This window comes from Streptomyces sp. NPDC005774 (genome assembly GCF_042871645.1).
GTDB classification, from domain to species: Bacteria; Actinomycetota; Actinomycetes; order Streptomycetales; family Streptomycetaceae; genus Streptomyces; species Streptomyces pratens.
Genome location: NZ_JBIAIV010000016.1, coordinates 133,957 through 160,372, shown reverse-complemented (window position 1 = coordinate 160,372; position 26,416 = coordinate 133,957). Strand labels below are relative to the sequence as shown.

Sequence of the window (26,416 nt, the reverse complement as noted above, 5' to 3'; positions counted from 1 at the left end):
AACATCGCCGCCGCCCTACGACACCACGCCCGCGACACTGACCGCCCCGTCAACCTTCTCCTGACCGCATGACCGACGACTTTGCCGGGGCCCTGGGACCATGTGCCTGTGGCGTCGACGCCGGGAGGCTGATCGGCTCGCGATGCACCACGGTGGGCCCCCGGCCGGTGGTGTGAATGGCCTGAAAAGCGTGAGCACTTCGGCAGCAACTGCACCCATTTCACCCATTTGAGCGCTCAAGTGACAGTTGTCTGCTGACTGCTCACGCTTTTCAACGAATCCCACCAGGCTCGTCATGGTGACCAACTCCTTCCCCGGCACAGGAGCCGCCGAGCGGCTCATACCCAGCCTGGCTGCTTCCGCCCGACGCCGCGAGGGCAGTATGGGATCGTCCGGGGCCCGTCGGGCCTGCGGCAGCCGCCGGTTCGGGGCAGAGCTGCGCGGAGACGGCTCGACGGCGCCAAGAAGGGCCGCCTGTCACGCTCGGCCCACCCGGGCGGCATCGTGGGACCGTTCGCGCACCCCTCACGTCCGGCTTCGAGCGGTTCGGCCCTGGTGCGCAAGCGGTAGCTGGGGCCGGCATACCGGGTCCGGCGGCCCGGCAACGGGATCGGCCTGCCCATGCGGACGGCAGCCGTCACGGGCAGGCTGGGAAGAAGAGGCCACTCCGTTCGAATGTCCCACCAATGGTGTCCCGTCATTCTCGGCGCCGACGGTTCCAGGGGCTGCGGGTGGCCGCGCACAGGGCCCCGGTCGCTGGTGTTGCCCACGACCGGCGCCCGGAAGGGATCGTTGTGAAAGCACTCGTGTTCCACGGCTCCGGCAAGTCCGCCTGGGAGCAGATCGCGGACCCCGCCCTGCAGGAGGCCACCGACGCGATCATCCGGGTCGACGCCACCACCATCTGCGGGACCGACCTGCACATCCTCAAGGGCGATGTGCCGGAGGTACGCCCCGGCACGGTGCTCGGGCATGAAGCCGTCGGCGAGGTCGTCGAGGTGGGCAGCGACGTACGCGGTGTCCGCCCCGGCGAGCGCGTCCTGGTCTCGTGCATCACGGCGTGCGGCCGCTGCCGTTTCTGCCGGGAGGGGGCATACGGACAGTGCCGCGGCGGCGGAGGCTGGATCCTCGGCCATCGGATCAACGGCACCCAGGCCGAGTACGTCCGCGTGCCGTACGCGGATCTGTCCGTGCACCCGCTACCCGGCGGGGTGGACAGCAAGGATGCCGTCCTGCTGGCCGACATCCTCCCCACCGCCTACGAGGTGGGTGTCCTGAACGGGCGCGTACGGCCCGGGGACACCGTCGCCGTGGTCGGAGCGGGGCCCATCGGGCTCGCGGCGATAGCCACCGCCCGGCTGTACACGCCCGAGAAGATCATCGCCGTGGATCTCGCCCCGTCCCGGTTGGAGGCCGCCAAGCGCCTTGGCGCCGATGCCGTGGCCGCCGCGGGTGAAGAAGCCGAGCAACTGGTCGCCGACCTCACCGAAGGGCTCGGCGCCGACGTGGTCATCGAAGCGGTCGGGGTGCCGGAGAGCTTCGAGACGTGCACGCGCATGGTGCGGCCGGGCGGGCGTGTGGCCAATGTCGGCGTGCACGGCAAGCCGGCGACACTGCACCTCGAAGACCTGTGGATCAAGAACGTGACGATCACCACCGGCCTGGTCGACACGCACTCCACTCCCACGCTGCTGCGCATGATGGCCGCCGGCCGTCTGCCTGCGGCGTCCATGGTCACCCACACTTTCCCGCTGGACCACATGGAAGAGGCGTACGACGTCTTCTCACGGGCCGCCGACACCGGTGCGCTCAAGGTCGTTCTCGGCGGGCAGCAGCACGATGCCCTGGCGGTCCGGGTGCCCTGAAAAGGAAGCGGAGGCCCGGGGCCCGGTGCGACAGCGTGAACGGAGCGTCCCGTCCAAGCGTCACTGGTGGGGCATGGCCGAGGGCGCTTACGGCGGTGCCGGGCCCACTCGTCGCAGTCCGTTCCCCCATAACGACACGAGGCGGCAGGAGGAGCCATGAAGAACACCGCTGCACGCAATGAGGTGATCGTTGGGATCGACCCGCGCGAGCAGCCCGTTCCGGCGCTCACCTGGGCGGCCGACGAGGCCGTCCGCAGGCGGTTGCCCCTCCGGCTCGTGGTGGCGGTGCCGCTCCTGCCCGGAGGACAGCACGTCGACGCGCCCTGGAGTCGCACCATGCTCCGGGTCCAGGGCGAGGGCGCGCTCGCCGAGGCGGCTGCCACGGTGCGGGCGCTGTACGCGGAAGTGCCCCTGACGACGGAACTGCTCGACGGGACGCCGTCGGTGGTGCTCTGCCGGAAGGCGGTGCAGGCCCGGATGGTCGTCGTCGGTTCCCGTCGGCTCAGCCGACCGGAGGAGCTCCTCAGCGCGGGCTCAGTGGCCGTTCCGGTGAGTGCTCAGGCCGACTGCCCGGTCGTCGTGGTCAGGGAACCGGAGCGCGCGGGGCAACGGCATCCCCGTCTCGTCGTGGGTGTCGACGGCAGCGGATCCTCGAGAGCCGCCGTGGAGTTCGCCGTGGAAGAGGCGGCGCTGCATGGCGCCGCCCTGCACGCCGTGTGGGTGTGGCGGCGGCCCGTCGTGTCCTTCGGCGACGAAGCGGCGGGGCTTGACGAGCGGCGCCGGATCCTGTCCGAGACCGTAGCGGGGTGGGGAGAGAAGTACCCGGACGTGGAGATCACCCATGAGGTCCTGCGCGGCCACCCGGTGGAGGAACTGGCCCTCGCTTCGCTCGGCGCCCTGGTGGTCGTCGTCGGCAGACACGGGCGCGGGGGATACTCCGGCATGAGGCTGGGATCGGTGGTGCACGGCCTCTTGCACCGGGCGGAGTGCCCGGTGATCACCGTGCCCGAGTCCCCGCACGGCTGAGCCGGTGGCGGACCGGCGAGTGAACCGGAACCGGACGGGAGAATTCATGTCATGCTGCCGGGCCCGGTACCTTGCCGGCACCCCCGCCGGCCACTGGTACCTCACCGCCCCGTGACGGCGACCCGCCCCACTCGGCGGGTGGTCAGGCCGGAGTCATGGGTGAAGACGACCCTCCCGGACCGCCACGGACGGAAGCGGCGGAAGGCGAATCCTGCCGGCCTGCTTCTCCCGGGCGGACGGATAGTGTGGGCCCGTCAGCGAAGATCGCGGAAAGACGGAGCACATGGCGGACATCGTGGAGACAGCGGCGCGGAAGGTCTTCGAGCGCTACGACCTGGACGGGGACGGCCTGGTCACCGCAGACGAGTACCGGAAGGTCGTGGCGGAGCTGGAGGGTTCCGAGATCACCGAGTCGGAGGCCCGGGGACTGATCGATTCACTCGACGCCGACGGCGACGGCCAGATGTCCTTCGAGGAGTTCTGGGCGGCCATGAACCGTTGACCCCGGTGGCCCGGCACGCGAGAGTGCCGGGCTCGTCCGTGCCGCCTTCAGCCGACCTTGCGTCCTCGCATGGGTGCGGTGCCGGCGCCCGGTCCGGCACGCACCGCCGGACCGGGGTGCGGGAAACGGTCGGCCCCAGCCCTGGCCGGCCACCGCCGACGGCTGCCGGGCCGGGACGGCGGAAGGTCTCGGACTCCGGGTGACCAGGGTGTACTGCGCGCCCCGAACCCAGGCGGTCGTCACCGGGCACGCCCCTTGCCCTCCCACGGTCGTTGCGACGGTCACTCCAGAAGGCCCGCGACCAGCGTGGCGAACTCGTCCGGGGTGGCGAGGCGGATGCCGAGCTGTTCGGCCTTGGCGCGCTTGGAGCCGGCGCCTTCTCCGGCGACGACGATGGTGGTCCTCCTGGAAACGCTGGAGGAGGAGCGGCCACCGGCCCGTTCGATGAGTTCGTTCATCTCGTTGCGGGAGAGCTTCTCCAGGTTTCCGGTCATCGCACCGGTGACCACCACCGTCATGTCGGCCAGCGGGCTGCCCGCCCCCGGCGTCCCGGCCTTATGCCGGTCCTCGGAGTCGGAGTCGGAGTCGGAGTCGGAGTCGGAGTCGGCGGCCGGAGGCGGAGTGGCGCCGGGTTCCGTCATATTGACGCCCGCCGCGACGAGCTTGTCGATGAGCGGGGCGAGTTCGGCGAGTTCCGCGACGATCGAGGGTGCCTTCTCCGATCCGATACCGTCCACCCGCTGCATCGTTTCGGCGTCCGCGGAGCGGATGTTGTCCATGGTGGCGAAGTACCGGGCGATGCGGCGGGACATGGACCGGCCGGTGCCGCGGACGCCGAGCGCGCAGAGCACCCGCGACAGCGGCTGGTCCTTGGCCGCGGCGATCGCGGCGAGCAGATTGTCGGTGCTGGTCTCACCCATCCGTTCCAGGCCGAGCAACTGGTCGCGCCGCAGGGCGAACACGTCGGCGAGATCGGCGACGAGGCCCGCGTCGACGAGCTGGACGACGCGGGTGGCTCCCAGGCCCTCGATGTCGAGCTGGTCGCGTCCCGCGGCGTAGGCGAGCGAGGCGACCAGGTGGCAGTTGCGGCCCTGCGCGCACCGCCAGCGTTCCCCGCTGGTGTCGATGTCCGATCCGCAGCGCGGGCACTGCTCGGGGAAGACGACGGGCTGCTCCTCGCCGGTGCGCAGGTGGGCGACGGGGGCCTCGATGCGGGGGATGACGTCGCCGGCGCGGTGGACCATGACATGGTCGCCGAGCCGCAGGTCGCGACGAGTGATGTCGGCCGGGTTGTGCAGGGTGGCGTAGGTGATGGTGGAGCCGTCGACGACCACTGGTTCGAGGACGCCGCGCGGGGCGATGATGCCGGTCCGTCCGACGTTCCACTCCACCTCCAGCAGCCGGGTGATCTTCTCCACGGCCGGCAGCTTGTACGCGATCGCCCACCGGGGCGCACGGGACCCGGAGCCGGCGTCCCGCTGGTCTGTGGCGAGGTCGGCCTTGATGACGATCCCGTCGATGCCGAACGGCAACCCGGCCCGCACCGCGGCGATTTCCTTCACCCGGGACAGGACCTGCTCCGGCGACTCGGCGACGGAGTCCGGGACCATGGTCGCGGCGCTGGTGTGCACGCCGAGCTCGGTGGCCAGGGACATCAGATCGCTGTGGGGGAGCTCCGCCAGCCGCTCGGCAAAGGGACCGTCGGTGCCGGGCAACGGCAGCAGTCCGTAGCCGAAGAACGTCATCGGCACGGTGTAGAGCCGCTCCTTCGCCCGCAGGGTGCCTGCGGCCGCGTTGCGCGGATTGGCGAACGGCTGACCGCCGTGGCTCGTGCGGGCCTCGTTCGCGTACTCGAACTGGGCCGCCGTCATCAGGACTTCGCCGCGCACCTCCACGGTGACCGGCTCGGCCAGCCGCTCGGGCAGCCCCACGACGGTGCCGATCGCGTGTGAGACGTCCTCCCCGGCGGTCCCGTCCCCACGAGTGACCAGCCGGGTGAGGCGACCGCCGCTGTAGCGGGCGACGATCGCGAGTCCGTCCAGCTTCGGGCCCACACTGAAGCGGGTGACCTCACGGCCGATGCGTCGGGTCAGGGACGCCGTCCACGCCGTGAACTCCTCGGCCGAGAAGACGTTGTCGAGGCTGAGCATCGGCACGGTGTGCGGTATGTCGCCCTCCACCGCACCGCCGGCGACCTTGCCGGTGGGGGAGTCGGGCAGGACCTCGTCCGGGTGCGCCGCCTCCCAGGCAGCGATCCCGCGGGCCAGTCGGTCGTAGGTGTCGTCGTCCAACGGTGAGGTGCCGCCCTCGTAGTAGGCGGCCGCCGCGCTCACGGCGTTCTCGACCGCCTGGGCGTAGGCGGCGGCATCCACGATCACTGCTGCGGGGGTAGTCATGACCGGCATCATGCCGCCCACCACTGACAACGGGACCGGATGCCGACCTGCACCGACCTGCATCGACCTGCTGTGATGCCGATGCCGATGCCGAGTCGTTGCCTGCGTCACCGTCCACCGGACGCGTCCATATAGGCGGATACCTATGGTTCATGTCCCAGTGGTCGCTTGTATGCCTTCGGTTCGTATAGGCGGGATTCGATCCAAGTGTCCCAACGGGGCGCATCGCGCCCCTCATCGGCATGGCCGGGCTCCCCCGGCGGTCACAGGATCGAGAGACACGTGAACATCCCCACCTCGTTGCGCAGGGCCAAGAACCCTGTGGTTCTGACAGCAGCTGTACTGCTGGCCGTGAGCGCGTGCGGCAGTGCCGAGGCGGGGTCGGACGGCAGCGGCGGTGAGGGGGAGAAGCTGTCGGGCACGGTTCAGGTGGACGGTTCCAGCACGGTGGCTCCGCTGTCGACGATGGCGGCCGAGCTCTTCCGGGCGGAGAACGTCGACGTCGAGGTCGCCGTCGGCACGTCCGGAACCGGCGGCGGTTTCGAGAAGTTCTGCCACGGCGAGAGCGACATCTCCAACGCTTCGCGCGCGATCGAGGACATCGAAGTGTCGGCCTGCAAGCTGAAGGGGGTCGAGTACCAGGAGCTCCAGGTCGCCGGTGACGGCCTGTCCGTCGTGGTGAGCAAGGGCAACGACTTCGTCGAGTGCCTCACGGTGGACCAGTTGAGGATGATCTGGCAGCCCGGTTCGGAGATCGACAACTGGAACCAGGTCGACGCGTCGTTCCCCGACCAGGAACTGGAACTGTTCGGTCCCGGCACGAACTCGGGCACCTTCGACTATTTTACCGATGCAGTCAACGGTGAGGAGGGCGCCTCGCGCACCGACTACACGGCGAACGAGGACGACGACCTCATCGTGAGGGGTGTCTCGGGATCCGTGGGCGGCATGGGCTACTTCGGCCACTCCTACTACGAGGAGAACAAGGACAAACTGAAGGCCCTGGCGATCGACAGCGGTGACGGCTGCGTCGCCCCGACCGTGCAGGCTGTTCAGAACGGCAGCTACAAGCCGCTGGCGCGCCCGCTGTTCATCTACCCGAAGGCGTCTTCGCTGGAGAAGCCGGAGGTCGCGGCGTTCATCGAGTACTACGTCGAGAACAACAAGCGCATCGCCGAGAAGGCCAACTTCGTACCGCTCAGCGCGGAGCAGGATGCCGAGCTGCGTGAGGACCTCGCCGCTCTCAAGGCGAAGCAGGAGTCCTGAGCAGGAACATCGCTCATCGCTCATCGCTCATCGCTCATCGACCGGTGTCCGGTGGTCGATGGCCCGGTGCGTGCCGGGCGGCCAAAGGGTCTGCGGCGCAGGCGAATCCCTGGTGAACAAGCGGGAAGGACTGGCTTCCCGCACCGGAGGAACCCCTGGCCCGCACCTATGCTGAACGGATGGTTATCTCTTCGTACGGTGTGCGGGCGGAGACGGTGTCGGACGGCCCGGAAGCGTGCACGACGGGCCTGGGCTGCCTGTTGATCGACCGTGGTGAGGCCGAACGGCTCGCCGCCGTACTGAAGGCCATCGCCGACCCGACGCGGCTGCAGTTGCTGCGCCTCATCGAGCGGGCTCCCCGGGGGGAAGCGTGCGTCTGTGACCTCACGGACTGCCTCGGCCTGCGGCAGCCCACCGTCAGTCATCATCTCAAGGTCATGACCGAGTCCGGGCTGCTGAACCGCGAGCGGCGCGGCACCTGGGTCTGGTACTCCGTCGACCCCGCCGGGCTGCGCCGGGTGCGCGAGGTCCTGGAGCCCGTGAGTCCGCAGGAGCCGGCGGCGGTCTGACCCCCTGTCCTGTCGGGATCCGATCGGGCCGGTTTCTCGGGCCGACCACTCGGGCCGCCCTTTCAGGCCGCCCTTTCAGGCCGCCCTTTCAGGCCGTCGGTCCCGGTGCGACCTCCGCGATCAGGTCCTCGATGTGCTTCCTGATCTCGTCGCGGATCGGACGGACCGCCTCGACGCCCTGACCGGCCGGGTCGTCCAGGGTCCAGTCCAGGTAGCGCTTGCCGGGGAAGACCGGGCAGGTGTCGCCGCAGCCCATGGTGATGACGTAGTCGGACGCCTGGACCGAGTCCACGGTCAGTACTTTCGGGGTTTCGGCGGAGATGTCGATGCCGACCTCGCGCATGGCCTCGACGGCGGCCGGGTTGACCCGGTCGGCGGGCGCGGAACCGGCGGAGCGGACCTCGACGCGGTCCCCGGCCAGGTGGGTCAGCCATGCGGCGGCCATCTGGGAGCGGCCCGCGTTGTGGACGCAGACGAAGAGCACGGAGGGCTTGTCGGACATCAGGGAATCTCTCTTGTCGCACGGGATCAGGTGCGCGTGATATCGGCACCCGATGGTGTCAGTCGCCACTGATGTGAAAGTATCAGCCCATGATGACGTCAGTCGACACTGACCTGCTCCGGGTGCTGGCCGACCCGCTCAGGCTTCGAATCGTGACCCTGCTCGCCCGAGAGACGCTGTGCACCACCCATCTGGTGGAGGAGACCGGCGCCCGGCAGACCAACCTCTCCAACCATCTGAGGGTGTTGCGCGAGGCCGGGGTGGTGGAGACGGAGCCGTGCGGCCGGTTCACGTACTACAGGCTGCGCCCCGACGTCATCGCCTCGCTCGCCGGCCGGTTCGCCGACCTGGCCGAGTCCGCCCGCACCGCCGCCGGGAACAAGAGGGCCTGTCCGTGACCCGCACCGAAGCACCCGCGACCACCGGCGTGGAAGCGTCGATCGCGGCGAAGATGTCGACCCTCGACCGCTTCCTCGCGGTATGGATCCTGCTCGCCATGGCCGTCGGCCTCGGCCTCGGCCGCGCCGTTCCGGGACTGAACGACGCCCTGGCGAAGGTGGAGATCGGTGGCATCTCGCTGCCCATCGCCGTCGGCCTGCTGGTCATGATGTACCCGGTCCTGGCCAAGGTCCGCTACGACCGGCTCGACGCGGTCACCGGCGACCGCAAGCTGATGGTCTCCTCGCTGGTCGTCAACTGGCTCGTCGGCCCGGCGGTGATGTTCGCGCTGGCCTGGATCTTCCTGCCGGACCTGCCGGAGTACCGCACCGGCCTGATCATCGTCGGGCTGGCCCGCTGCATCGCCATGGTCATCATCTGGAACGACCTGGCCTGCGGCGACCGCGAGGCCGCCGCCGTGCTGGTGGCTCTCAACAGCGTCTTCCAGGTCCTGGCCTTCGGCCTGCTGGGCTGGTTCTACCTCGACCTGCTGCCCGGTTGGCTGGGCCTGGGCGACGGCGAGCACCTCGACATCTCCATGTGGCAGATCGCCCTGAACGTCGTCGTCTTCCTCGGCGTGCCGCTGCTGGCCGGGTTCCTCACCCGCCGCATCGGCGAGAAGAAGATGGGCCGCGAGCGGTACGAGAACGGCTTCCTGCCGAAGATCGGCCCCTGGGGGCTGTACGGCCTGCTCTTCACGATCGTCATCCTCTTCGCCCTGCAGGGCAGGACCATCACCTCGCAGCCGCTCGACGTCGCCCGCATCGCGCTGCCGCTGCTGGTGTACTTCACGGTGATGTGGCTGGGCACGTTCGCCCTGGGCAAGGCGATCGGCCTCGCCTACGACCGGACCACCACCCTCGCCTTCACCGCGGCGGGCAACAACTTCGAGCTGGCCATCGCGGTCGCCATCGCCACCTTCGGCGTCACCTCCGGCCAGGCCCTGTCCGGTGTCGTGGGCCCGCTGATCGAAGTGCCGGTGCTGGTCGGCCTGGTCTACGTGTCGCTGGCCTGGCGCAAGAAGTTCACCGCCCCCGTGACGGCCACCGTCGAAGGGGGCCGCTGACGGCGTACCGCCTTCACCAGCGGGCGGGCCCTCGGTGGAGGCGGTCGGTCAGTCGCGCAGGCCGAGCAGGGCGGAGAGGGTCGTCACCACGGAGGGTGCGACCTGGTAGGAGACCCAGGTGCCGTGTCGTTCGGAGGTCAGCAGGCCGGCCTCGCGCAGCTTCTTCAGGCGCTCGGGCCGCTCGGCGCCCGGGGCGCCGAGCGGCTGCGTCGCGAGGGCTCCGAAGTGGTCGACGTGGCCGAAGCGGTCGACGTGGCCGAGCCCTCGCGCGGCTGAGCATCCCGGCCGCCACCACGGCGACGGCCGCACGCGCGGCCCGGGAGCGGACCGGGCGGGCGGACGGCCGTCAGGCGGGCCGAGGGGTTTCCGGCGCGGAGACGTGAGTGATCAGCCGCAAGGCAGCCGTGACGGTGTCCTCCAAGGGGGGTCCCGCCGTGGGGTCGGGCCGTAGGGCCCAGTCCTCCACCGCGATGCGCAGCGCGGTGTTCAGTACGCCCGCCTCCATGCGGACCGTGAGGTCGTCGCCGGGGCGGCCGGTGCGGTCGGCGATCATCGAGGCGAACTCGGTCTCGGCGTCGTAGTGCGCCTCCAGCCATACGGCACGCAGCCCCGGTTCGTCCCGGCACAGCCGTACCAGGTCGCGCAGGGCCCGTGGATCCTGCTCCGCGCCCTCGCCGCGGTGGGCGTGCATGACGGACTCGGCGAGGGGGGCGGTGCCGTTCCGGTCCCGCAACTCCCGGGCCAGGGCTTCCAGTCCCGTGGTGAGCAGCGGGCGGACGCACTCCTCCTTCGAGCGGAAGTACCGCCACAGGGTGCGGGTGGAGATCCCCACGGCGGAGGCGATGTCCTCCGCGGTGGTCGCCGCCACGCCCTGCGCGACGAACAGTCGTACCGCTTCCTCGGCGATCTCCCTGCGCGTCTCGGCGCGCCGCCGCTCCGTCAGTGGCGGTCGCCCCGTGGCGCCACCGGCTCGTCCGGTCATGCAGGCCCCCTCACTCGCTGCGAACACCCTATTTTATGGCGTGCGATGCCGTAATGACACGTCATGCCTTTGTGTCGCGTTGCGACAATAACCAGTAGGCTGACGAACGCCGACGAACGCCGACAGGTCGCCGGCACATCGACATATCCATACGTCGAGCAGAGGAGCTCTCATGGGTGCCACATCCGGTACGGGTCTGTCCGGCAAGAGCGTCGTCGTCACCGGGGCCGCCTCCGGCATCGGCCGCGCGGCCGCGCGGCGGTTCGCCTCCGAGGGGGCCAAGGTCGTCGTCGCCGACCTGAACGCCGACGGAGCCGGGAGCGTCGTCGACGAGATCCGGTCGGTGGGCGGCACGGCGATCGCCGTCGCGGGAGACCTGAGCGACGGTGCGGTGGTCGACGAGGTCGTCACCGCCGCGGTCGACGCCTTCGGCGGGATCGACGTCCTGGTCAACAACGCGGGCGTGATGGACAGCATGTCCGCGCCGGTGGATGTCACCGACGCGGAGTGGGACCGTGTCCTGCGCATCAATCTCACGGCGCCGTTCCTGCTGACGCGGGCCGTTCTGCCGCACATGCTCTCCGCGGGCGGCGGAGCCGTCGTCAACACCGCCTCCGAGGCGGCGCTGCGCGGAAGCGCGGCGGGCACCGCGTACACCGTCTCCAAGCACGGCCTCCTCGGCCTCACCCGCTCCCTCGCCGTGATGTACCGGGACCAGGGCATCCGTGCCAACGCCATCGTGCCGGGCGGCACGATGACCGGTATCGCGACCGGCCTCGACGTCGACCGGGAGGCCCACGGGCCCGCCGTCGTCGGCCGGTACATGGTCAACATGGGGCGCATCAGTGAACCGGAGGAGCAGGCCGCCGCCATCGTCTTCCTTGCCTCCGACGCGGCGAGCAGCATCAACGGCGTCGTCCTGCCGGTGGACAACGGCTGGTCGGCGGTCTGACTCCGCCCGGACCCGAGGCGGTCGGCGCGGAACGGGCGTGAGCACCGGCGCCGGATCGTCAAAGGCGGGCAGGACGAGATCATGGGACACCGGTGAAGAGCAGCCCCCTCCGCGCAAGGAGCGTTACCCATGAACGACCGTGCTCCCACCGTGCTCGCCGGCCTCGACGGCATCCGACCGTACCTCGAGGCCGTCTACGAGGACCTGCACCGGCACCCCGAACTCGGCCTGCGGGAGCACCGCACGGCGGGGAAGGGTGCCGAGGCCCTGCGGTCGTTCGGCTACGAGGTCACCGACGGGATCGGCGGCACGGGCGTGATCGGCGTGCTGGCCAACGGCGACGGTCCCACCGTCATGGCGCGCGCCGACATGGACGCCCTCCCCGTGCGTGAACGGACCGGTCTGCCCTACGCCTCCACCGCGACCGTGACCGACGAGGACGGCACCGAGCAGCCTGTCATGCACGCCTGCGGACACGACGTGCACGTGACCTGCCTGCTCGGCTGCGCGCGGCTGCTGGCCGAGAACCGGGACGCCTGGCGGGGTACCTTCGTGGTTCTCCTCCAGCCCTCGGAGGAGAACGGCGAGGGCGCCGAGGCCATGATCGCCGACGGTCTCACCTCCAGGTCGCCCCGGCCCGACGTGGTGCTCGCTCAGCACGTACTGCCCTATCCGGCCGGCTTCGTCGGCACCCGCGCCGGCTCGTTCCTGTCGGCGGCGGACAGCCTGCGCATCACCGTGCACGGACGCGGGGCGCACGGCTCCATGCCCCAGGCGGCGGTCGACCCGGTGGTGATGGCCGCGATGATCGTCGTGCGCCTGCAGACCATCGTCTCCCGGGAACTGGCCGCCACGACCCCCGCCGTGGTCACGGTCGGCAGCATCCACGCCGGCTCCGGCCCCAACGTCATCCCCGACCGGGCCGTCATCGAACTCAACGTGCGCACCTACGACGACGCCACCCGCACCCACGTCCTGGACGCGATCGAGCGGATCGTCAAAGCCGAGTGCGAGGCGTCCCGCTCGCCGAAGGCACCCGAGATCGAGCGGATCGCCTCCTTCCCGCCCACCGTCAACGACAAGGAGCCGACCCGGCGCGTCGCCGAGGCGTTCGCCGCGTACTTCCGCGACGACGCGCACACCATCGAGTTGCAGACCGCCAGCGAGGACATGAGCGAGATCCCCGTGGCGTTCGAGGTGCCGTTCACCTACTGGGGCATCGGCGGCACCGACCCCGTCCGCCATGCCGAGGCCGTACGCGGCGGCACCGTCGCCGAGGACGTCCCGGTCAACCACAGCCCCTTCTTCGCCCCGGTGGTCCAGCCCACCCTGGACACCGGCGTGCGCGCGCTGACCGTGGCCGCCCTCGCCTGGCTCGCCGCCCGGCCCGCCTCCCGGTCACGATCAGCCGCACAGGCCCTACGGCACCCCCAGTTCGAACAGGACGTATCCCGCGTACGACCCGGAGGCCAGCGCCGCCGTCCCGAGCACGGTGGCCAGGGAGGGCAGCCGGAGCCGGCGCATGGCCAGGGCGAGCGGGACCAGGAGCGGGAACAGGGGGAGGAGATAGCGCGAGACATTGCCGAAGTACTGCTGGGTGCCCATCACCATCAGATACGACAGCACCGTGTACATGACGAGCACGGCCGGTGGGCGCAGCCGGACCAGCAGCACGGTGAGGACCGGCACGAGCAGGACCACCCCGACACCGATGACGTCCTCGAAGGGCATCGCGAACAGATAGTCGAAATGGCCCACGGGGACCGAGGTCAGGACGTCGAAGCTGTGCCGGCCGTAGTCGAACGTGTGGCCCCACGCGCCGTCCTGGAGCTTGCTGTATCCGCCCCAGTCGCCCATGCGATGGCCGACCCAGCCGAGGTAGCCGAGCGTGCCCAGCGGGGCGACGGCCACCGCGAGCAGCGGACGGCGGATGCTCTCCTGCCGTCGGCACACCGCGATCAGCCCGGCGACGGCGAGGGCCGCGACCAGGGTGACGGCGGTCGGCCGGGCGAGCCCGGCGAAGAACGTGAGCAGCCCGGCGGTGAGCCAGCAACGGGTCATGACGGCGTGGCAGGCCCATGCGGCCAGGGCCGTGTACAGCGACTCGGAGTACACCGCCCACTCGGCTCCGGAACCCGGCCACACCGCCCACAGACCGACGGCGACCAGACCGGCCCGGCGGCCGCCCAGCCGGGACGTGACCGCGTGGATGCCGAGCGCCGCGATGAACGAGGAGACGATGGAGACGGTCACCCCGGCGCCGTACGGGCCGAGCCCGGTGACCTCCTGGACCAGCCGCATCAGCGTCGGGTAGAGGGGAAAGAACGCCGCCGAATTACCCTCGAGGGTGATCATGCCGGTCGCGCCGGGGACGGGCTCCAGGGCCGGGTCGTACCCGTGCAGGGCGATCTGCTGATACCACCAGCCGTCCCAGCTGCCCAGCACGTCCCAGGGGTGGGCGCCGCCGCCGAAGCGGGGGTGCTTCTCGCGGAAGTCGCCGGCCGAGTCGAGCAGGTACATGAAGAAGGCGAAGCCGATGAGCTTCAGCACGCCGTACGTCGCGAGGACGGGCCCGTGGCGTGCGACGGCGCGCCGCAGCCGCTCCCGGAGGTTCGGGCCGGCGTCCACCGGCGGGGAGACGTCGGGCCACGGCGTCGGACCCGGCGCCCGGTCTGTGCGGTCCACCCGGTCTGTGCGGTCCGCGGGGTCCGACCGGCCGGCCGGGTGGCCGGTCCGGATGGTGCTGCTCATGAGGCGGAGGGCCCTCTCGTGCGGCGGGTGCTGCGGCCGGGGAACACCCAGGCCCGCAGGAGGAGGAAGCGCAGCAGGGTCGCGGCGAGGTTGGCGAGGACCAGGGTCAGCAGTTCCGGTCCCGGCCCGGCCTCGGGCGCGGCGCGGTGCAGAACGGCCAGCGAACCGCTGGTGAGTGCGAGGCCGACCAGGAAGGCGGCCAGCCCCTTGAGCTGGTGCCCGAGCACCCCGTGCCGGCCGCGCACACCGAAGGTCAGCCGCCGGTTCGCGGCGGTGTTGGCGACCGCGCTGGCCAGCAGGGCGAGCGCATTGGCCGCCTGGGCGCCGGTGAAGGACCGGAGCGCCGTGTAGAGCAGCAGGTGGCACAGCGTGCTGGCGGCACCGACCGCGGCGAAGCGCAGCAGCTGACCGGCCAGGCCCGGCGGCAGTTCCGCGACCCGCTCGGGACCGCCGTTTCGGCGCAGCGCGGTCAGCGGCAGCCGGCCACCGGCCAGGGCACGCCCCAGCCGGGCCATGCCGCGCAGGTCCGCCAGCGCCGTGGACACGATGTGGACCCGGCTGTCGGGATCGTCCACCCAGTCGACCGGCACCTCGTGGATACGCAGCCCGGCCCGCTCGGCGATCACCAGCAGTTCGGTGTCGAAGAACCACCCCCGGTCCTCCACCAGCGGCAGCAGCCGCTCGGCGACGTCGCGGCGTACGGCCTTGAAGCCGCACTGCGCGTCGGAGAACCCCACGGCGAGGGTGCCGCGCAGCAGGCCGTTGTAGCAGCGGGAGACGATCTCCCGCTTCGGGCCGCGCACCACATGGGAGCCGCGCGCCAGCCGGGTGCCGATCGCGAGGTCCGAATGCCCGGAGATCAGCGGGGCGACGAGCGGCAGCAGGGCTGCGAGATCGGTGGACAGGTCGACGTCCAGATAGGCGAGGACCGGGGAGCGGGATCCGGACCAGGCGGTGTGCAGGGCGCGGCCGCGTCCCTTCTCGGCCAGCCGGATCCAGTACGTACCGGGCAGGTCCCGGGCCAGCCGCGCGGCGATCCGCGGGGTGGTGTCGACGCTGGCGTTGTCGGCGATGGTGATCCGGAAGGAGTACGGGAACGTCTCCACGAGGTAGGCGTGGAGACGCCGGACGCACCGCTCCAGATCCTTCTCCTCGTTGTGCACGGGAACGACCACGTCGAGGACGGGGTCCGGGTGGCCGTCGTCGCTGTCGCCGGCACTGGCACTGTCGTCCGCCGGCGGCGTACGGCGCGGCAGGAGCACGGGCGGGGCGGGCGCGGCGGGTGTGCGACGGTCGGCCGGCGTCGGCCGCCTGGCGGTTCTCATGACGGGTTCACGGTCACTTTCCGGCGTACGGCACGACCCTTTTTATGAGGTGGGCATGCCAATGCGTTCGTGAGGGTGGTCGGAGGGAAGGCCCCGGGGGCCGAACGGCGCCCCGGGCGGGGAGTGCGGCGTAGTGCGGTGCCGCGCTGTGCGGAGCTGCGGCTACCCGCTTCCGGCCGATTCGAGGCCGGCCGAGAAGGAGGGCGAGTGCGAGGGCTCGGAGGTGGGCGGGGGCGAGGCCGGCGCCGTGGTCACGGGTGGCGAGGGGGGCGCCGACGTCCGCTCGCTCCCGCTCGTCGTGGCGGTCGGTGACGTCGCGGTCGGCGTGCCGCTCTCCGGGGCGTCGGTGGCGGGGCTCGTGGTGATGGGCGGGCGGGAGGTGCTGGGAGCGGAGCTCGTCGCCGGCGGAGTGGGCGTCGGGAGCACCGGGGGCGGCGTCGGACTGGTCGCGGGCAGCGGACGGTGATCGGCGGGAGGCTGGGAGCCGGAGCCGAGACCGGGCAGCAGGGCGAGTCCGGCGCTGAGCCCGGCCACCGCCAGGGCCGAGCCGCCCGCCCGCCACAGTGTCCGGGACCGGTGACGGGCCCGGATGCCCTGGTACAGCCGCTTCTGCCGCTCGGAATCGAAGGGGGTCTGCTGTCGGGGGTCGCGCATCATGTGCGTCAGCTCCCGCTCGAAGTCGTCCATCGGTTCTCCCTTCATCCCACGGGCCTGACGGCGTCGGACAGGATCTGCCGCAGTCGCGCCACGCCCCGCGACGCATGGGACCGGGCGGTGCCCACCGGGCAGCCGAGAACCTGTGCCACCTGGGCCTCGGGCAGGTCCTCGCAGTAGCGCAGCACCACCGCGGCCCGCTGCCGGGGCGGCAGCAGCGCCAGCGCGGCCTCCAGCCGCGAGCGCTCCGCCACGACCGACGACACATCACCCGGCTCGGGCCGGTCCGGCAGCTGCTCCACCGGACGCTCGCCCCACCAGCGCCGCCGGGCGGAACGGGCCGCCATCCGCACAAGCACTTGACGGACGTACGCGTCCGGCGCCTGCTCGGCGACCTTCGGCCAGGCGAACCACAACTTCACCAGGGCCTCCTGCACCAGGTCCTCGGCACGCTGCCGGTCGCCGCCGGTGAGCAGACGCGCGACATGGAGCAGCGCCCCCCAGCGGGCAGCCACGAACTCGTCGAAGCCGTCTGCCCGAAACCGCTCCATCCTCACCGTCCCGTCCGTTCAATCCCCTACACCCGGACAAAGACGCTGGACCCCGCCCCACGATGCACCCGGACCCTGTGATCCGCCTCACTTCGCGCAGGCGAAGGGGCGGGTCACGGTCCTGCGGCCGTGTGATCCGACCGATGAACTCATGACCCGCCCCGGGGTGCTGCCCGCCGTGCCGCCGTCAGGCGGTGCGGGCGAGGGCTTCGTCATCCGGCCCTAGGCGCGGCCGCTCCCGTCCCAGCGCGGACGGTCCTGCGAGGTGCCGGTCCGGCTGCCGGAGCTGCCGCCGTGCAGGTCGTGCGGCCCCAGACGGTCACCCTCGCGGGGCATCTCGTCGGGCTCCCGATGTTCGCGGACCTCACGGACCGGGCCGCCCTCGGGCATCCGCGGCTGCTCGTCGGGGCGCGGCCTGGGGGATTCGCCGCGCCGAACCCGGCGGCTGCCCGACGCGAACAGGCCGATCAACAGGCCCACGACCAGCAGGGCCGCCACAGCGAGCCCGATACCGACGGCGCCGCGGCCGACGGCGAGATCGGCCGCTCCGGTCCAGGAGGAGTCCGCCGGGGCGTTCGGCGAGACGTTCGGCAGGGCGTTCATTACAGAGTTCGACATGGTGTGCGATTACCCCCGACCCTCCGATGTATCGAATCGGAGAGGCATGACCGTCCGTGATATGGCCATCCGTGGTTTGAGTGCCGGCGGCCAGGGCTACCCGCCCGGTGTGACGACGACATCCCAGGTACCCCAGGTGTCCCAGCAGGAGCTGTACCGGTATCTCGAGGACCGGTTCGCCTGCGCGCAGGCGTGCGCGGAGTGCTCGCGGGCCTGCGCGGTGCGGGCGAGTCTGGTGAATCCCGGCGGCGGCACACCACAGGAACTCGTACGGCGCAAGGGTGTCATCTGCGCCGAAGTGTGCGACGCGACCAGCCGTGCGCTGTCCGAGGACGACCAGACGGACGAGGAGACCGTCCGGGCCCAGGTGGAATGGTGCCGGCAGGTGTGCCTCGAGAGCGCGCACGCCTTCGACGGACACCCCGGCGCGGAGCGCACGGCCGAGATGTGCCGGACCTGCGCGCGGGCCTGTACGGACTTCCTCGACGCACTGACCCCCTCGACGCACTGACCGTCCGCGGCACGCCGAACCGGCCGGTGGCGCGGCGTCGACGGCCGGCTCGGCGAGGGGGGACCGAAGGAGTACGGCGGGCGCGGTCCGTGCGGCGAACCGGAACGCGGCCACCGCTCCGAGGCCGTCCGCACCTTCGGCGGCGACAACAACGGGATCCGGCACGAGACGGTCCCGTGGACCGGCCGGGGACCTCCCGGGTGCGCCGGCAGGGCACCTGCCCGTCGGCCCGAGGACGCGCGGAGAGGGCGGGCCCCGTACAAAATCGGGTGACACATCGCCATACTGGACGGGCCAGGGGAGGGCGCGTTGACCACTGACGGGGGCGGAAGATGGGGGACAGCAGGCTGATCCACGGCCGGTACCGGCTGGTCGATCCGATCGGGCGGGGCGGTATGGGGGAGGTGTGGCGGGCACGTGACGAGTCGCTCGGCAGAGAGGTCGCGGTGAAGTGCCTCAAGCCGGTGGGCGCACAGCACGACCACGCGTTCAGCCGGGTGCTGCGCGAGCGGTTCCGGCGGGAGGCCCGGGTGGCGGCGTCCCTGCAGCATCGCGGGATCACCGTCGTGCACGACTTCGGCGAGTACGACGGTGTGCTGTATCTGGTGATGGAACTGCTCCAGGGCCGTGACCTCAGCCGGCTCCTGGAGGAAAACAAGCAGCACCCGCTGCCGGTCGACGAGGTGGTGGAGATCGCCGAGCAGGTCGCCGCCGCCCTCGCCTACACCCATGACCAGGGCATCGTGCACCGGGACCTGAAGCCCGCCAACATCGTGCGGCTCGCCGACGGCACGGTGAAGATCTGCGACTTCGGCATCGCCCGCCTCGGCCACGACATCGGGTTCACCTCCCGGCTGACCGGCACCGGCGTCGCGATGGGCACCCCGCACTACATGTCGCCCGAGCAGATCAGTGGCACCGAGGTCGACCGGCGCAGCGACCTGTACTCCTTCGGCTGCGTGCTCTACGAGATCGCCACCGGAGTACCGCCGTTCGACCTCGACGACGCGTGGGCCATCCTCGTCGGGCACCGTGACACCCCGCCCCGGCCGCCGCGCGGCCACCGCGCCGAACTGCCCGAGCGCCTGGAACGGATCATCCTCGACCTGCTGGCCAAGGAACCCGGCGGGCGCCCCGACAGCGCACGTGAACTGGCCCGCCGGATCAGTGAACTGCGGGCCGGGCCGGCGCCACTGCCGGTGCCGGCCGCGGTGACGGCCCGGCTGCACCCCGCGGGGACGCCCGGCGCGAGCGCCCCTGCGCTCCCGTCACCTCCGGCTGATCGGCCCGAGCCGGTGGGGCGCGCGCCCCGGCTGCCGTCCTGGACGCATGGCATGACCACCGGCCGCAAGGCGTTCGTAGCCGGACCGGGCACCGCGCCCCCGGACCCGGCAGCCGGCCTGTCCGGTGAATGGATCGCCCGCCCCGCGGCCGGCCGGGGCGAGCCGCCCCCGGCACAGGAACGGCCCGTCCCGTCCCCGGAGGCCCTGTCCGCCCTGGCCGGACGGCACAACGCGGGCCTGAGCCTCGGCCGCCTGGGCCGTTGGACGGAGGCGGGAGAGGTGCACCGCGCGGTCGCCGCGGAGCGTGAGCACCTCCTCGGCCCGCACCACCCCGACACCCTCGCCAGCCGTTACGAGGTCGCCTTCACCCTCAGCCGCACCGGCCGTGCCGCCGACGCCCTGCGCGAGTACAAGCACGTGACCGAGGTCCGTATCCGCACGCTCGGCCCCGAGCACCCCGACACCCTCGCCGCCCGTCAGGAAATGGCCTATGTCCTCGCTCAGTCGGGCCGGCCCTTCGACGCCCACCAGGTGTATCTGTCGGTACTCTCGGCCCGCGAGCGCACCATGGGGGCCGAGCATCCCGAGACCCTGCGCTGCCGGCACAACCTCGCCTTCAACCTCAGCAGACTCGGCCGCCTCGAGGACTCGTACAGCGCGGCGTGCGAGGTGGCTGCCGCCCGTGCCCGGGTGCTCGGCCCCGAGCACCCGGACACCCTGGTCACCCGTTACGAAGTCGCTTACACCCTAGGGCAGTTGGGGAGATGGGTAGAAGCCCTGGAGACCTACCGCGAGGTTGCCGAGGCCCGCGCGCAGGCACTCGGTCCGGACCACGCCGACACGCTCGCCGCCCGCTACGAGATCGGCATCGGACTCGGCCGGCTCGGCCGCACCGCGCAGGCCCTCGACCTCTACCGGGGCCTGGTCGAGGACCGTACCCGGGTCCAGGGCCCCACCCACCCCGAGACCCTGCGCGCCCGGCACGGCCTGGGCGTCAACCTCGGCCGGCTCGGCCGCTGGGTCGAGGCCCTTGCCGAGTCCCGCGCCGTGTGCTCGCTGCGCGAGAGCGCCCTCGGCGCCGACCATCCGGACACCCTGGTCAGCCGCCGCGAGGTCGCCGTCGGCCTGGGCTGGCTGGGCCGCTGGGCGGACGCGCTCAACGAGTACCGCCGGGTGGCCGACGCCCGTGAGCGCCTCCTCGGCGCGGACCACCGCGACACCCTCGCCGCCCGCAACGACGAGGCCCACTGCCTGGAGCGACTCGGACACGGGGACATGGCCGCCGGGCTGTACCGCGAGGTGGCGGCACTGAAGCAGCGGCGGGCGGCGGGCTGAGCGCGACGGGCACGAGGGGCGCGGTGACAGGCATCAGGTACGACGTATGACGGGTGCGCCGCTGCGACCGGTGCGCCCGGTGGTGTTCCTGCCGGGCATCGCCCGCCGCCTGGCAGACCCGGATCCTCACGTGCTACGAAGAACCGTGACCGCACACGAGGGAACCCGGACGTACGACGCCGTCATCGTCGGCGGAGGCCACAACGGTCTCGTCGCCGCCGCCTACCTGGCCCGGGCCGGACGCTCCGTACTGGTGCTGGAACGGCTGGACCACACCGGAGGGGCGGCGGTGTCCACCCGGCCGTTCCCCGGCGTCGACGCACGGCTGTCCCGGTACTCGTACCTGGTCAGCCTGCTGCCCCGGAAGATCGTGAGGGAACTGGAGCTCGACTTCCGGGTGCGCACCCGCACCGTCTCCTCGTACACCCCCGCCGAACGGGACGGACGGCCCACCGGGCTGCTCGTCGGCGGCGGTGAGCAGCGCACCCGCGAGGCGTTCGCCCGGCTCACCGGCTCCGAGAACGAGTACCGGGCCTGGCAGCGCTTCTACGGCATGACCGGCCGCGTCGCCGAGCGCGTCTTCCCCACCCTCACCGGGCCGCTGCCCACCCGTGAGGAACTGCGCCGCACCGTCGACGACGAGGAGGCCTGGCGGGCCCTGTTCGAGGAACCGATCGGTGTCGCCGTCGAGGAGAACTTCACCGACGACCTCGTACGGGGAGTGGTCCTCACCGACGCCCTCATCGGCACGTTCGCCGACGCCCACGACCCCGCCCTCGAGCAGAACCGCTGCTTCCTCTACCACGTCATCGGCGGCGGCACCGGCGACTGGGACGTGCCGGTCGGCGGCATGGGTGCCCTCACCGACGCGCTGGCCGCCGCCGCGCGCGACGCGGGCGCCGTCATCGCCACCGGTCACGAGGCGGTACGCATCGAAACGGACGGCCGCACGGCAGAGGTCACCCACCGTACGGCCGGCGGCGAGGGCGTCGCCGCCGCCCGGCACGTCCTGGTGAACGCCTCCCCGAGGGAACTGGCGGCCCTCACCGGCGACACGCCCCCCGCCCCGGCCGAGGGCGCCCAGCTCAAGGTGAACATGCTCCTCACCCGGCTGCCGAGGCTGCGCGACAGCTCTGTCGACCCGCGTGAGGCGTTCGCCGGCACCTTCCACATCGCCGAGGGATACGGGCAACTGGCCGCCGCTCACGCACAGGCCGCCGCCGGTGAACTGCCCGCCGCCCCGCCCTCCGAGATCTACTGCCACTCGCTCACCGACCCGACGATCCTCGGTCCGGAACTCGCCGCCCGGGGCTACCAGACGCTCACCCTCTTCGGCCTGCACACCCCGGCCCGGCTGTTCGCCCGCGACAACGACGCCGTACGCGAGGAACTCCTCACCGCGACGCTCGCCCAGTTCGACGCCCATCTGGCCGAACCGCTCGCCGACTGCCTGGCGACCGACGCGGACGGGCGCCCCTGCCTGGAGGCGAAGTCCCCGCTGGACCTGGAACGCGATCTCGGGCTGCCCGGCGGGAACATCTTCCACCGCGCACTGTCCTGGCCCCACGCGCAGGAGGGCACCGGCCGGTGGGGCGTGGAGACCCGGCACGCCAACGTCCTCCTGTGCGGTGCGGGTGCGGTGCGCGGCGGCGGGGTGAGCGGGGTGCCGGGCCACAACGCGGCGATGGCGGTACTGGAGGCGCGCTGACGGAGGCCGGACCGAGGGAGGCCGGACCGGCCCCGGTTCAGTCGGCGGACCTGGTCCATCCCGTCGCCTCGACGTGGGCGGCGTCCACCGGACGCCGCCCGTGCGACCTCACTCATCGCATGCACGTACACCTGCGGGTCTCACCCGCGGCGTCGCACACGGCCGACCGTCTCGGACGTAAGCGCATCGTGCCTCCCGACATCACTGGGGGAAGGGGTGGTTGAGGGCAACAGCGGGCGTCCTCACCGGTCGGGGGCGCGAGCCGGACCGTTCGCGCGGCCCGGTACCGACCGGTCCGGTGTCTTGACCTTCCTGGCCGGTGAACCGAGGATCGTCTTCCATGACGCCCGGACACGCCAGCACGGTCGACGGACTCCTGCGACGCAGCGCCCGCCGCACCCCGGCGCGCGTCGCCGTCGAGTACGGCGACCGCGCCTGGACGTACGACGCACTAGACGCCGCCGTCTCCCGCGCGGCGAGCGTCCTGCTCGGTGCGGGACTGTCGCCCGGCGACCGGGTCGGCGCCTACGGCCACAACTCCGACGCCTACCTGATCGGCTTCCTCGCCTGCGCCCGCGCGGGCCTGGTGCACGTACCGGTCAACCAGAACCTGACCGGCGACGACCTGGCCTACCTCGTCGGCCAGTCCGGCAGCGGTCTGGTCCTCGCCGACCCCGACCTCGCCGGGCGGCTCCCGGACGGCGTACGGACGCTGCCCCTGCGCGACGCCGACGGCTCGCTGCTCGACCTGCTGGCCGAGGCACCCGCCCACGACGGTCCCGAGCCGCGCTCCGAGGACCTGGTGCAGCTGCTCTACACCTCGGGCACCACCGCCCGGCCCAAGGGCGCGATGATGACCCACCGCGCCCTGGTGCACGAGTACCTGAGCGCCATCACCGCCCTCGACCTCCAGGCGGGCGACCTCCCCGTGCACGCGCTGCCGCTCTACCACTCGGCGCAGATGCACGTCTTCCTGCTGCCCTACCTCGCGGTCGGCGCGACCAATGTCATCCTCGACGCGCCCGACGGCGGCCGGATCCTCGACCTGATCGAGGCGGGCCGCGCGGACAGCCTGTTCGCTCCGCCCACGGTCTGGATCGGCCTGTCCAACCGCCCCGACTTCGCGACCCGGGACCTGAGCGGACTGCGCAAGGCGTACTACGGTGCGTCGGTCATGCCGGTGCCGGTCCTGGAGCGGCTGACACAGCGGCTGCCGGACCTGGCCGTCTACAACTGCTTCGGGCAGAGCGAGATCGGCCCGCTGGCGACCGTCCTCGCCCCCGACGAGCACAAGGGGCGCATGGACTCCTGCGGGCGGCCCGTGCTGTTCGTGGACGCGCGGGTGGTCGACGAGGACGGCAAGGACGTACCCGACGGGACCCCCGGCGAGATCGTCTACCGGTCGCCGCAGTTGTGCGAGGGGTACTGGGACAAGCCCGAGGAGACAGCCGAGGCCTTCCGCGACGGCTGGTTCCACTCCGGGGACCTCGCGGTGCGGGACGCCCACGGCTACTTCACGATCGTCGACCGGGTCAAGGACGTCATCAACTCCGGCGGCGTCCTGGTCGCCTCACGCCAGGTCGAGGACGCGCTGTACACGCACGAGGCGATCGCCGAGGCGGCCGTGATCGGCCTTCCCGACGACCGCTGGGTGGAGGCCGTCACGGCGGTCGTCGTCACGCGCGGTGAGGCGACGGAGGAGGAGCTGATCGCGCACGCGCGCGAGCGGCTCTCCTCCTTCAAGGCACCGAAGAGGGTGTTGTTCGTGGACGAGCTGCCGCGCAACGCCAGCGGGAAGATCCTCAAACGGGAGCTGCGCGACCGCTTCACCGGGTGAGCGCGATGCCCGACCCGGCAGGGGCGGACGCGGCTCAGCGCGGACGCAGGTCCACGATCCTGCGGATCTTGCCCACCGACCGCTCCAGCGTCTCCGGGTCGACGATCTCGACCCCGACCGACACCCCGATGCCGTCCTTCACGGCCGCCTCGACGGACCGGGCCGCCTCCGCGCGGGTGGCGACGTCCGCGTCCGGCCGGGCCTCGGCGCGCACCGTGAGGGCGTCCATACGGCCCTCCCGGGTGAGCCGGAGCTGGAAGTGCGGCGCCACACCCGGTGTGCGCAGCACGATCTCCTCGATCTGGGTGGGGAAGAGGTTCACCCCGCGCAGAATCACCATGTCGTCGCTGCGGCCGGTGATCTTCTCCATCCGCCGGAACGTCCGGGCCGTCCCCGGCAGCAGCCGGGTCAGGTCCCGCGTCCGGTACCGGACGACCGGCATCGCCTCCTTGGTGAGCGAGGTGAAGACCAGTTCGCCCCGCTCGCCCTCCGGCAGCACCTCACCGGTGAGGGGGTCGACGACCTCCGGGAGGAAATGGTCCTCCCAGGACTACCACTTGACCCGTAGGTGGGCGATAGGGTGCGGCCATGCCGATCGACCCCGAGTACCTGCACCTGGTGCGGCCCGACCTCGCGCCCTACGACGCCTTCCTGTACGGCCGCAACTCCCACGACCCGAAGCGGAAGACACGCTCGGTCGGCGACCAGCTGGGGGAAGGGCGCAGCCTGTGCGACCAGTACGGGTGGCCCGTCAAGCGGGAGTTCAAGGACCCGGGGGTCTCCGCCTCGCGGCACGCACGCCGGGGCCGCGGTGACTTCGACGCCATGCTCGAGGGGATCGCGGCCGGCGAGTGCCGCATCGTCGTCGCGTGGGAGGCCTCCCGGTACTACCGGGATCTCGAGGTGTACGTGAAGCTGCGCCGGGCGTGCATGGAGAACAACGTCCTGCTCTGCTACAACGGCCAGCTCTACGACCTGTCCAAGCGCGAGGACCGTAAAGCGACGGCGATGGATGCCGTGTCCGCCGAGGACGAGAGCGAGGGCATCCGGGACCGGAACCTGCGCACTACCCGGCGGGTGGCCAGGGAGGGCGGGCCGCACGGTCCGGCGCCGCTGGGGTACCGACACGTGTACGACCAGGACACCGGGGAGCTGCTCGAGCGGGTGGCCGACCCGACGACGGCCACGCTGGTCCGGGACATGTTCCAGTGGGCCGAGGAAGGCACCCCGCTGGCGGCGATCGCGCGCACGCTCAACGAGCGCAGCCTGACCACGCGCCTGGGTAAGACGTGGAACTCGCGCACGGTGCACATCATGCTGCGCAACCGCGCGTACATCGGGCAACGCGTCCACCTCGGCACCGTCCGGGACGGGACGTGGGAGGGCATCGTCGACGAGGAGCGGTTCGCCAACGTGCAGGCGCTCCTCGACCGCCGGGTGAAGGGCAAGGGCCACGACACCTCGGTCAAGCATCTGCTGTCCGGCATCCCGTACTGCAGCGTGCACGAACCCGTGACCATCAAGCACGAACCCACCACGCGCGGGCGGGCGATCTACCGTTGCGACGACAAGGACCTGAGCATTCAGGCGGACGCGCTCGAGGCGTACGTCGAGGAGGGCGTGCTGGAGTGGCTCAGCTCGCCGCAGGCGGCCGCCGCGTTCCGGCCCAACCCCGACGACGACAAGGCGCGTAAGGCTCGGGTGCGGTTGAAGACGCTGCAGAGTGCGCTCGACGATGCGCGTGCCAAGGCCAGGACATTGCGGCCGGATGGGCGGGGGATGCTGCTGTCCATCGACTCGCTCGGGGACATGGAGGCCGGCCTGCTGCCGCAGATCGAGCAGGCCCGCGCCGAGGCGGACGAGGCGCACGTGCCGCAGCTGCTGCGCGGTCTCCTCAGCCGGCCGCGGCCGGACGTTGAGGCGGCGTGGAATGACGAGCTGACGCTGCACCAGCGCCGTATGGTCCTGCGCCTGGTGGTGACGATCCGGTTGTTCAAGGCGCGTGCGCCGGGTGTCAGGCGCATCGAGCCGGGACGGGTGACGCTGTCGTTCTACGGGGAGCACGGGTTCAGGCCTCATGGGCGGTCACCGGTCCCGGGCCCGCGCCCGTCTGGGCCGTGAGCTGTCGGCCCGGTTAGGCACGGTGCCCCGCCCAGGGCTGGGGTCGGGACGCGGCCGGGCTACCAGCATCCGCAGGTGAGCCCTGGCCCGCACCACTTCCATTGCGTTGGACGGGGCGCGCTGCCGTGCGGCGTCAACGCCGTCGAGGACCGCGCGCA

At 71.6% G+C, this 26,416-nt stretch carries 21 protein-coding genes and 3 pseudogenes; 14 read left to right on the top strand and 10 right to left on the bottom strand.

Features of this window, described 5'->3' with window-relative positions; genetic code table 11:
• Window positions 1–794: 794 nt before the first annotated feature.
• The 3 genes from ACFYQA_RS17590 (at window position 795) to ACFYQA_RS17580 (ending at window position 3,393) form a co-directional block, all read left to right on the top strand.
• The gene (locus ACFYQA_RS17590; protein ID WP_388918073.1) at window positions 795–1,865 is read left to right on the top strand and encodes a zinc-dependent alcohol dehydrogenase family protein; all 1,071 of its coding nucleotides are present in this window, start codon (window positions 795–797) and stop codon (window positions 1,863–1,865) included.
• Window positions 1,866–2,021: 156 nt separating this feature from the next.
• The gene (locus tag ACFYQA_RS17585; protein WP_388918070.1) at window positions 2,022–2,891 is read left to right on the top strand and encodes a universal stress protein; all 870 of its coding nucleotides are present in this window, start codon (window positions 2,022–2,024) and stop codon (window positions 2,889–2,891) included.
• A 283-nt stretch (window positions 2,892–3,174) separates the two neighbouring features.
• Entirely contained in the window at window positions 3,175–3,393 is a 219-nt protein-coding gene (locus tag ACFYQA_RS17580; RefSeq protein ID WP_386392021.1) for an EF-hand domain-containing protein, read from the top strand.
• A 281-nt stretch (window positions 3,394–3,674) separates the two neighbouring features.
• Here ACFYQA_RS17580 and ligA read toward each other — a convergent pair whose 3' ends face one another.
• The gene (ligA, locus tag ACFYQA_RS17575; protein WP_388918067.1) at window positions 3,675–5,789 is read right to left on the bottom strand and encodes an NAD-dependent DNA ligase LigA; all 2,115 of its coding nucleotides are present in this window, start codon (window positions 5,787–5,789) and stop codon (window positions 3,675–3,677) included.
• A gap of 282 nt (window positions 5,790–6,071) precedes the next feature.
• On the opposite strand from ligA, the gene ACFYQA_RS17570 reads away from it, so the two are divergent.
• Both ACFYQA_RS17570 and ACFYQA_RS17565 read left to right on the top strand, forming a co-directional pair.
• Window positions 6,072–7,055, top strand: coding sequence for a PstS family phosphate ABC transporter substrate-binding protein (locus tag ACFYQA_RS17570; protein ID WP_388918064.1), 984 nt, complete (start codon window positions 6,072–6,074; stop codon window positions 7,053–7,055).
• Window positions 7,056–7,234: 179 nt separating this feature from the next.
• Window positions 7,235–7,624 (top strand): ArsR/SmtB family transcription factor, encoded by a 390-nt coding sequence (locus ACFYQA_RS17565; RefSeq protein ID WP_388918061.1) that lies wholly within the window; start codon window positions 7,235–7,237, stop codon window positions 7,622–7,624.
• An 88-nt stretch (window positions 7,625–7,712) separates the two neighbouring features.
• On the opposite strand, the gene ACFYQA_RS17560 is transcribed toward ACFYQA_RS17565, so the two are convergent.
• Window positions 7,713–8,126 carry an arsenate reductase ArsC gene (locus ACFYQA_RS17560; protein WP_388918058.1) on the bottom strand — a complete coding sequence of 138 codons (414 nt, stop codon included), beginning with the start codon at window positions 8,124–8,126 and terminating at the stop codon, window positions 7,713–7,715.
• Window positions 8,127–8,215: 89 nt separating this feature from the next.
• Between ACFYQA_RS17560 and ACFYQA_RS17555 the strand changes: the two genes are divergently transcribed.
• Window positions 8,216–8,524: an ArsR/SmtB family transcription factor gene (locus ACFYQA_RS17555; protein WP_388918055.1), complete on the top strand. Its 309-nt coding sequence runs from the start codon at window positions 8,216–8,218 to the stop codon at window positions 8,522–8,524.
• On the top strand, window positions 8,521–9,630 hold the full coding sequence (gene arsB, locus ACFYQA_RS17550) for an ACR3 family arsenite efflux transporter (RefSeq protein ID WP_388918052.1): 1,110 nt from the start codon (window positions 8,521–8,523) through the stop codon (window positions 9,628–9,630). Before ACFYQA_RS17555 ends, arsB begins: the two co-directional genes overlap by 4 nt.
• A 48-nt stretch (window positions 9,631–9,678) precedes the next feature.
• Here the strand turns inward: arsB and ACFYQA_RS17545 are convergent.
• Both ACFYQA_RS17545 and ACFYQA_RS17540 read right to left on the bottom strand, forming a co-directional pair.
• A pseudogene (locus ACFYQA_RS17545) lies at window positions 9,679–9,798 on the bottom strand (transcriptional regulator); the annotation flags it as partial.
• A gap of 178 nt (window positions 9,799–9,976) precedes the next feature.
• Window positions 9,977–10,612: a TetR/AcrR family transcriptional regulator gene (locus tag ACFYQA_RS17540; RefSeq protein WP_388918049.1), complete on the bottom strand. Its 636-nt coding sequence runs from the start codon at window positions 10,610–10,612 to the stop codon at window positions 9,977–9,979.
• A gap of 172 nt (window positions 10,613–10,784) precedes the next feature.
• On the opposite strand from ACFYQA_RS17540, the gene ACFYQA_RS17535 reads away from it, so the two are divergent.
• Both ACFYQA_RS17535 and ACFYQA_RS17530 read left to right on the top strand, forming a co-directional pair.
• Window positions 10,785–11,564, top strand: a complete 780-nt coding sequence (locus tag ACFYQA_RS17535; protein ID WP_388918046.1) for an SDR family NAD(P)-dependent oxidoreductase — start codon at window positions 10,785–10,787, stop codon at window positions 11,562–11,564.
• 129 nt (window positions 11,565–11,693) lie between these two features.
• Window positions 11,694–12,941: pseudogene (locus ACFYQA_RS17530) on the top strand (M20 family metallopeptidase); the annotation flags it as partial.
• 42 nt (window positions 12,942–12,983) lie between these two features.
• Here ACFYQA_RS17530 and ACFYQA_RS17525 read toward each other — a convergent pair.
• The 5 genes from ACFYQA_RS17525 to ACFYQA_RS17505 all read right to left on the bottom strand — a co-directional run bounded on the left by ACFYQA_RS17525 (window position 12,984) and on the right by ACFYQA_RS17505 (window position 17,463).
• Complete coding sequence (locus ACFYQA_RS17525; protein ID WP_388918043.1) at window positions 12,984–14,315, bottom strand: hypothetical protein; 1,332 nt, start codon at window positions 14,313–14,315, stop codon at window positions 12,984–12,986.
• Window positions 14,312–15,640, bottom strand: coding sequence for a glycosyltransferase (locus ACFYQA_RS17520; protein ID WP_388918039.1), 1,329 nt, complete (start codon window positions 15,638–15,640; stop codon window positions 14,312–14,314). The genes ACFYQA_RS17525 and ACFYQA_RS17520 overlap by 4 nt, the downstream gene beginning before the upstream one ends.
• 162 nt (window positions 15,641–15,802) lie before the next feature.
• Window positions 15,803–16,327, bottom strand: a complete 525-nt coding sequence (locus ACFYQA_RS17515) for a cellulase (protein WP_388918036.1) — start codon at window positions 16,325–16,327, stop codon at window positions 15,803–15,805.
• A gap of 11 nt (window positions 16,328–16,338) precedes the next feature.
• Window positions 16,339–16,845 carry a SigE family RNA polymerase sigma factor gene (locus tag ACFYQA_RS17510; protein WP_388918033.1) on the bottom strand — a complete coding sequence of 169 codons (507 nt, stop codon included), beginning with the start codon at window positions 16,843–16,845 and terminating at the stop codon, window positions 16,339–16,341.
• A 222-nt stretch (window positions 16,846–17,067) separates the two neighbouring features.
• A complete protein-coding gene (locus tag ACFYQA_RS17505; RefSeq protein WP_388918030.1) occupies window positions 17,068–17,463 on the bottom strand; it encodes a DUF6479 family protein in 396 nt (131 codons plus the stop codon).
• Between the two features lie 61 nt (window positions 17,464–17,524).
• Here ACFYQA_RS17505 and ACFYQA_RS17500 point away from each other — a divergent pair, with 61 nt between their 5' ends.
• From ACFYQA_RS17500 to ACFYQA_RS17485, 4 genes are all read left to right on the top strand, one after another.
• Window positions 17,525–17,974, top strand: coding sequence for a ferredoxin (locus ACFYQA_RS17500; RefSeq protein ID WP_388918027.1), 450 nt, complete (start codon window positions 17,525–17,527; stop codon window positions 17,972–17,974).
• A 332-nt stretch (window positions 17,975–18,306) separates the two neighbouring features.
• Entirely contained in the window at window positions 18,307–20,592 is a 2,286-nt protein-coding gene (locus ACFYQA_RS17495) for a tetratricopeptide repeat protein (protein WP_388918024.1), read from the top strand.
• 145 nt (window positions 20,593–20,737) lie between these two features.
• Window positions 20,738–22,300 (top strand): phytoene desaturase family protein, encoded by a 1,563-nt coding sequence (locus tag ACFYQA_RS17490; RefSeq protein ID WP_388918021.1) that lies wholly within the window; start codon window positions 20,738–20,740, stop codon window positions 22,298–22,300.
• Window positions 22,301–22,640: 340 nt separating this feature from the next.
• On the top strand, window positions 22,641–24,137 hold the full coding sequence (locus ACFYQA_RS17485; RefSeq protein ID WP_388918018.1) for an acyl-CoA synthetase: 1,497 nt from the start codon (window positions 22,641–22,643) through the stop codon (window positions 24,135–24,137).
• A gap of 34 nt (window positions 24,138–24,171) precedes the next feature.
• Here ACFYQA_RS17485 and ACFYQA_RS17480 read toward each other — a convergent pair.
• A pseudogene (locus tag ACFYQA_RS17480) lies at window positions 24,172–24,684 on the bottom strand (phenylacetate--CoA ligase family protein); the annotation flags it as partial.
• 41 nt (window positions 24,685–24,725) lie between these two features.
• Here ACFYQA_RS17480 and ACFYQA_RS17475 point away from each other — a divergent pair.
• Window positions 24,726–26,258, top strand: coding sequence for a recombinase family protein (locus ACFYQA_RS17475; protein ID WP_388918015.1), 1,533 nt, complete (start codon window positions 24,726–24,728; stop codon window positions 26,256–26,258).
• Window positions 26,259–26,416 lie beyond the last annotated feature (158 nt).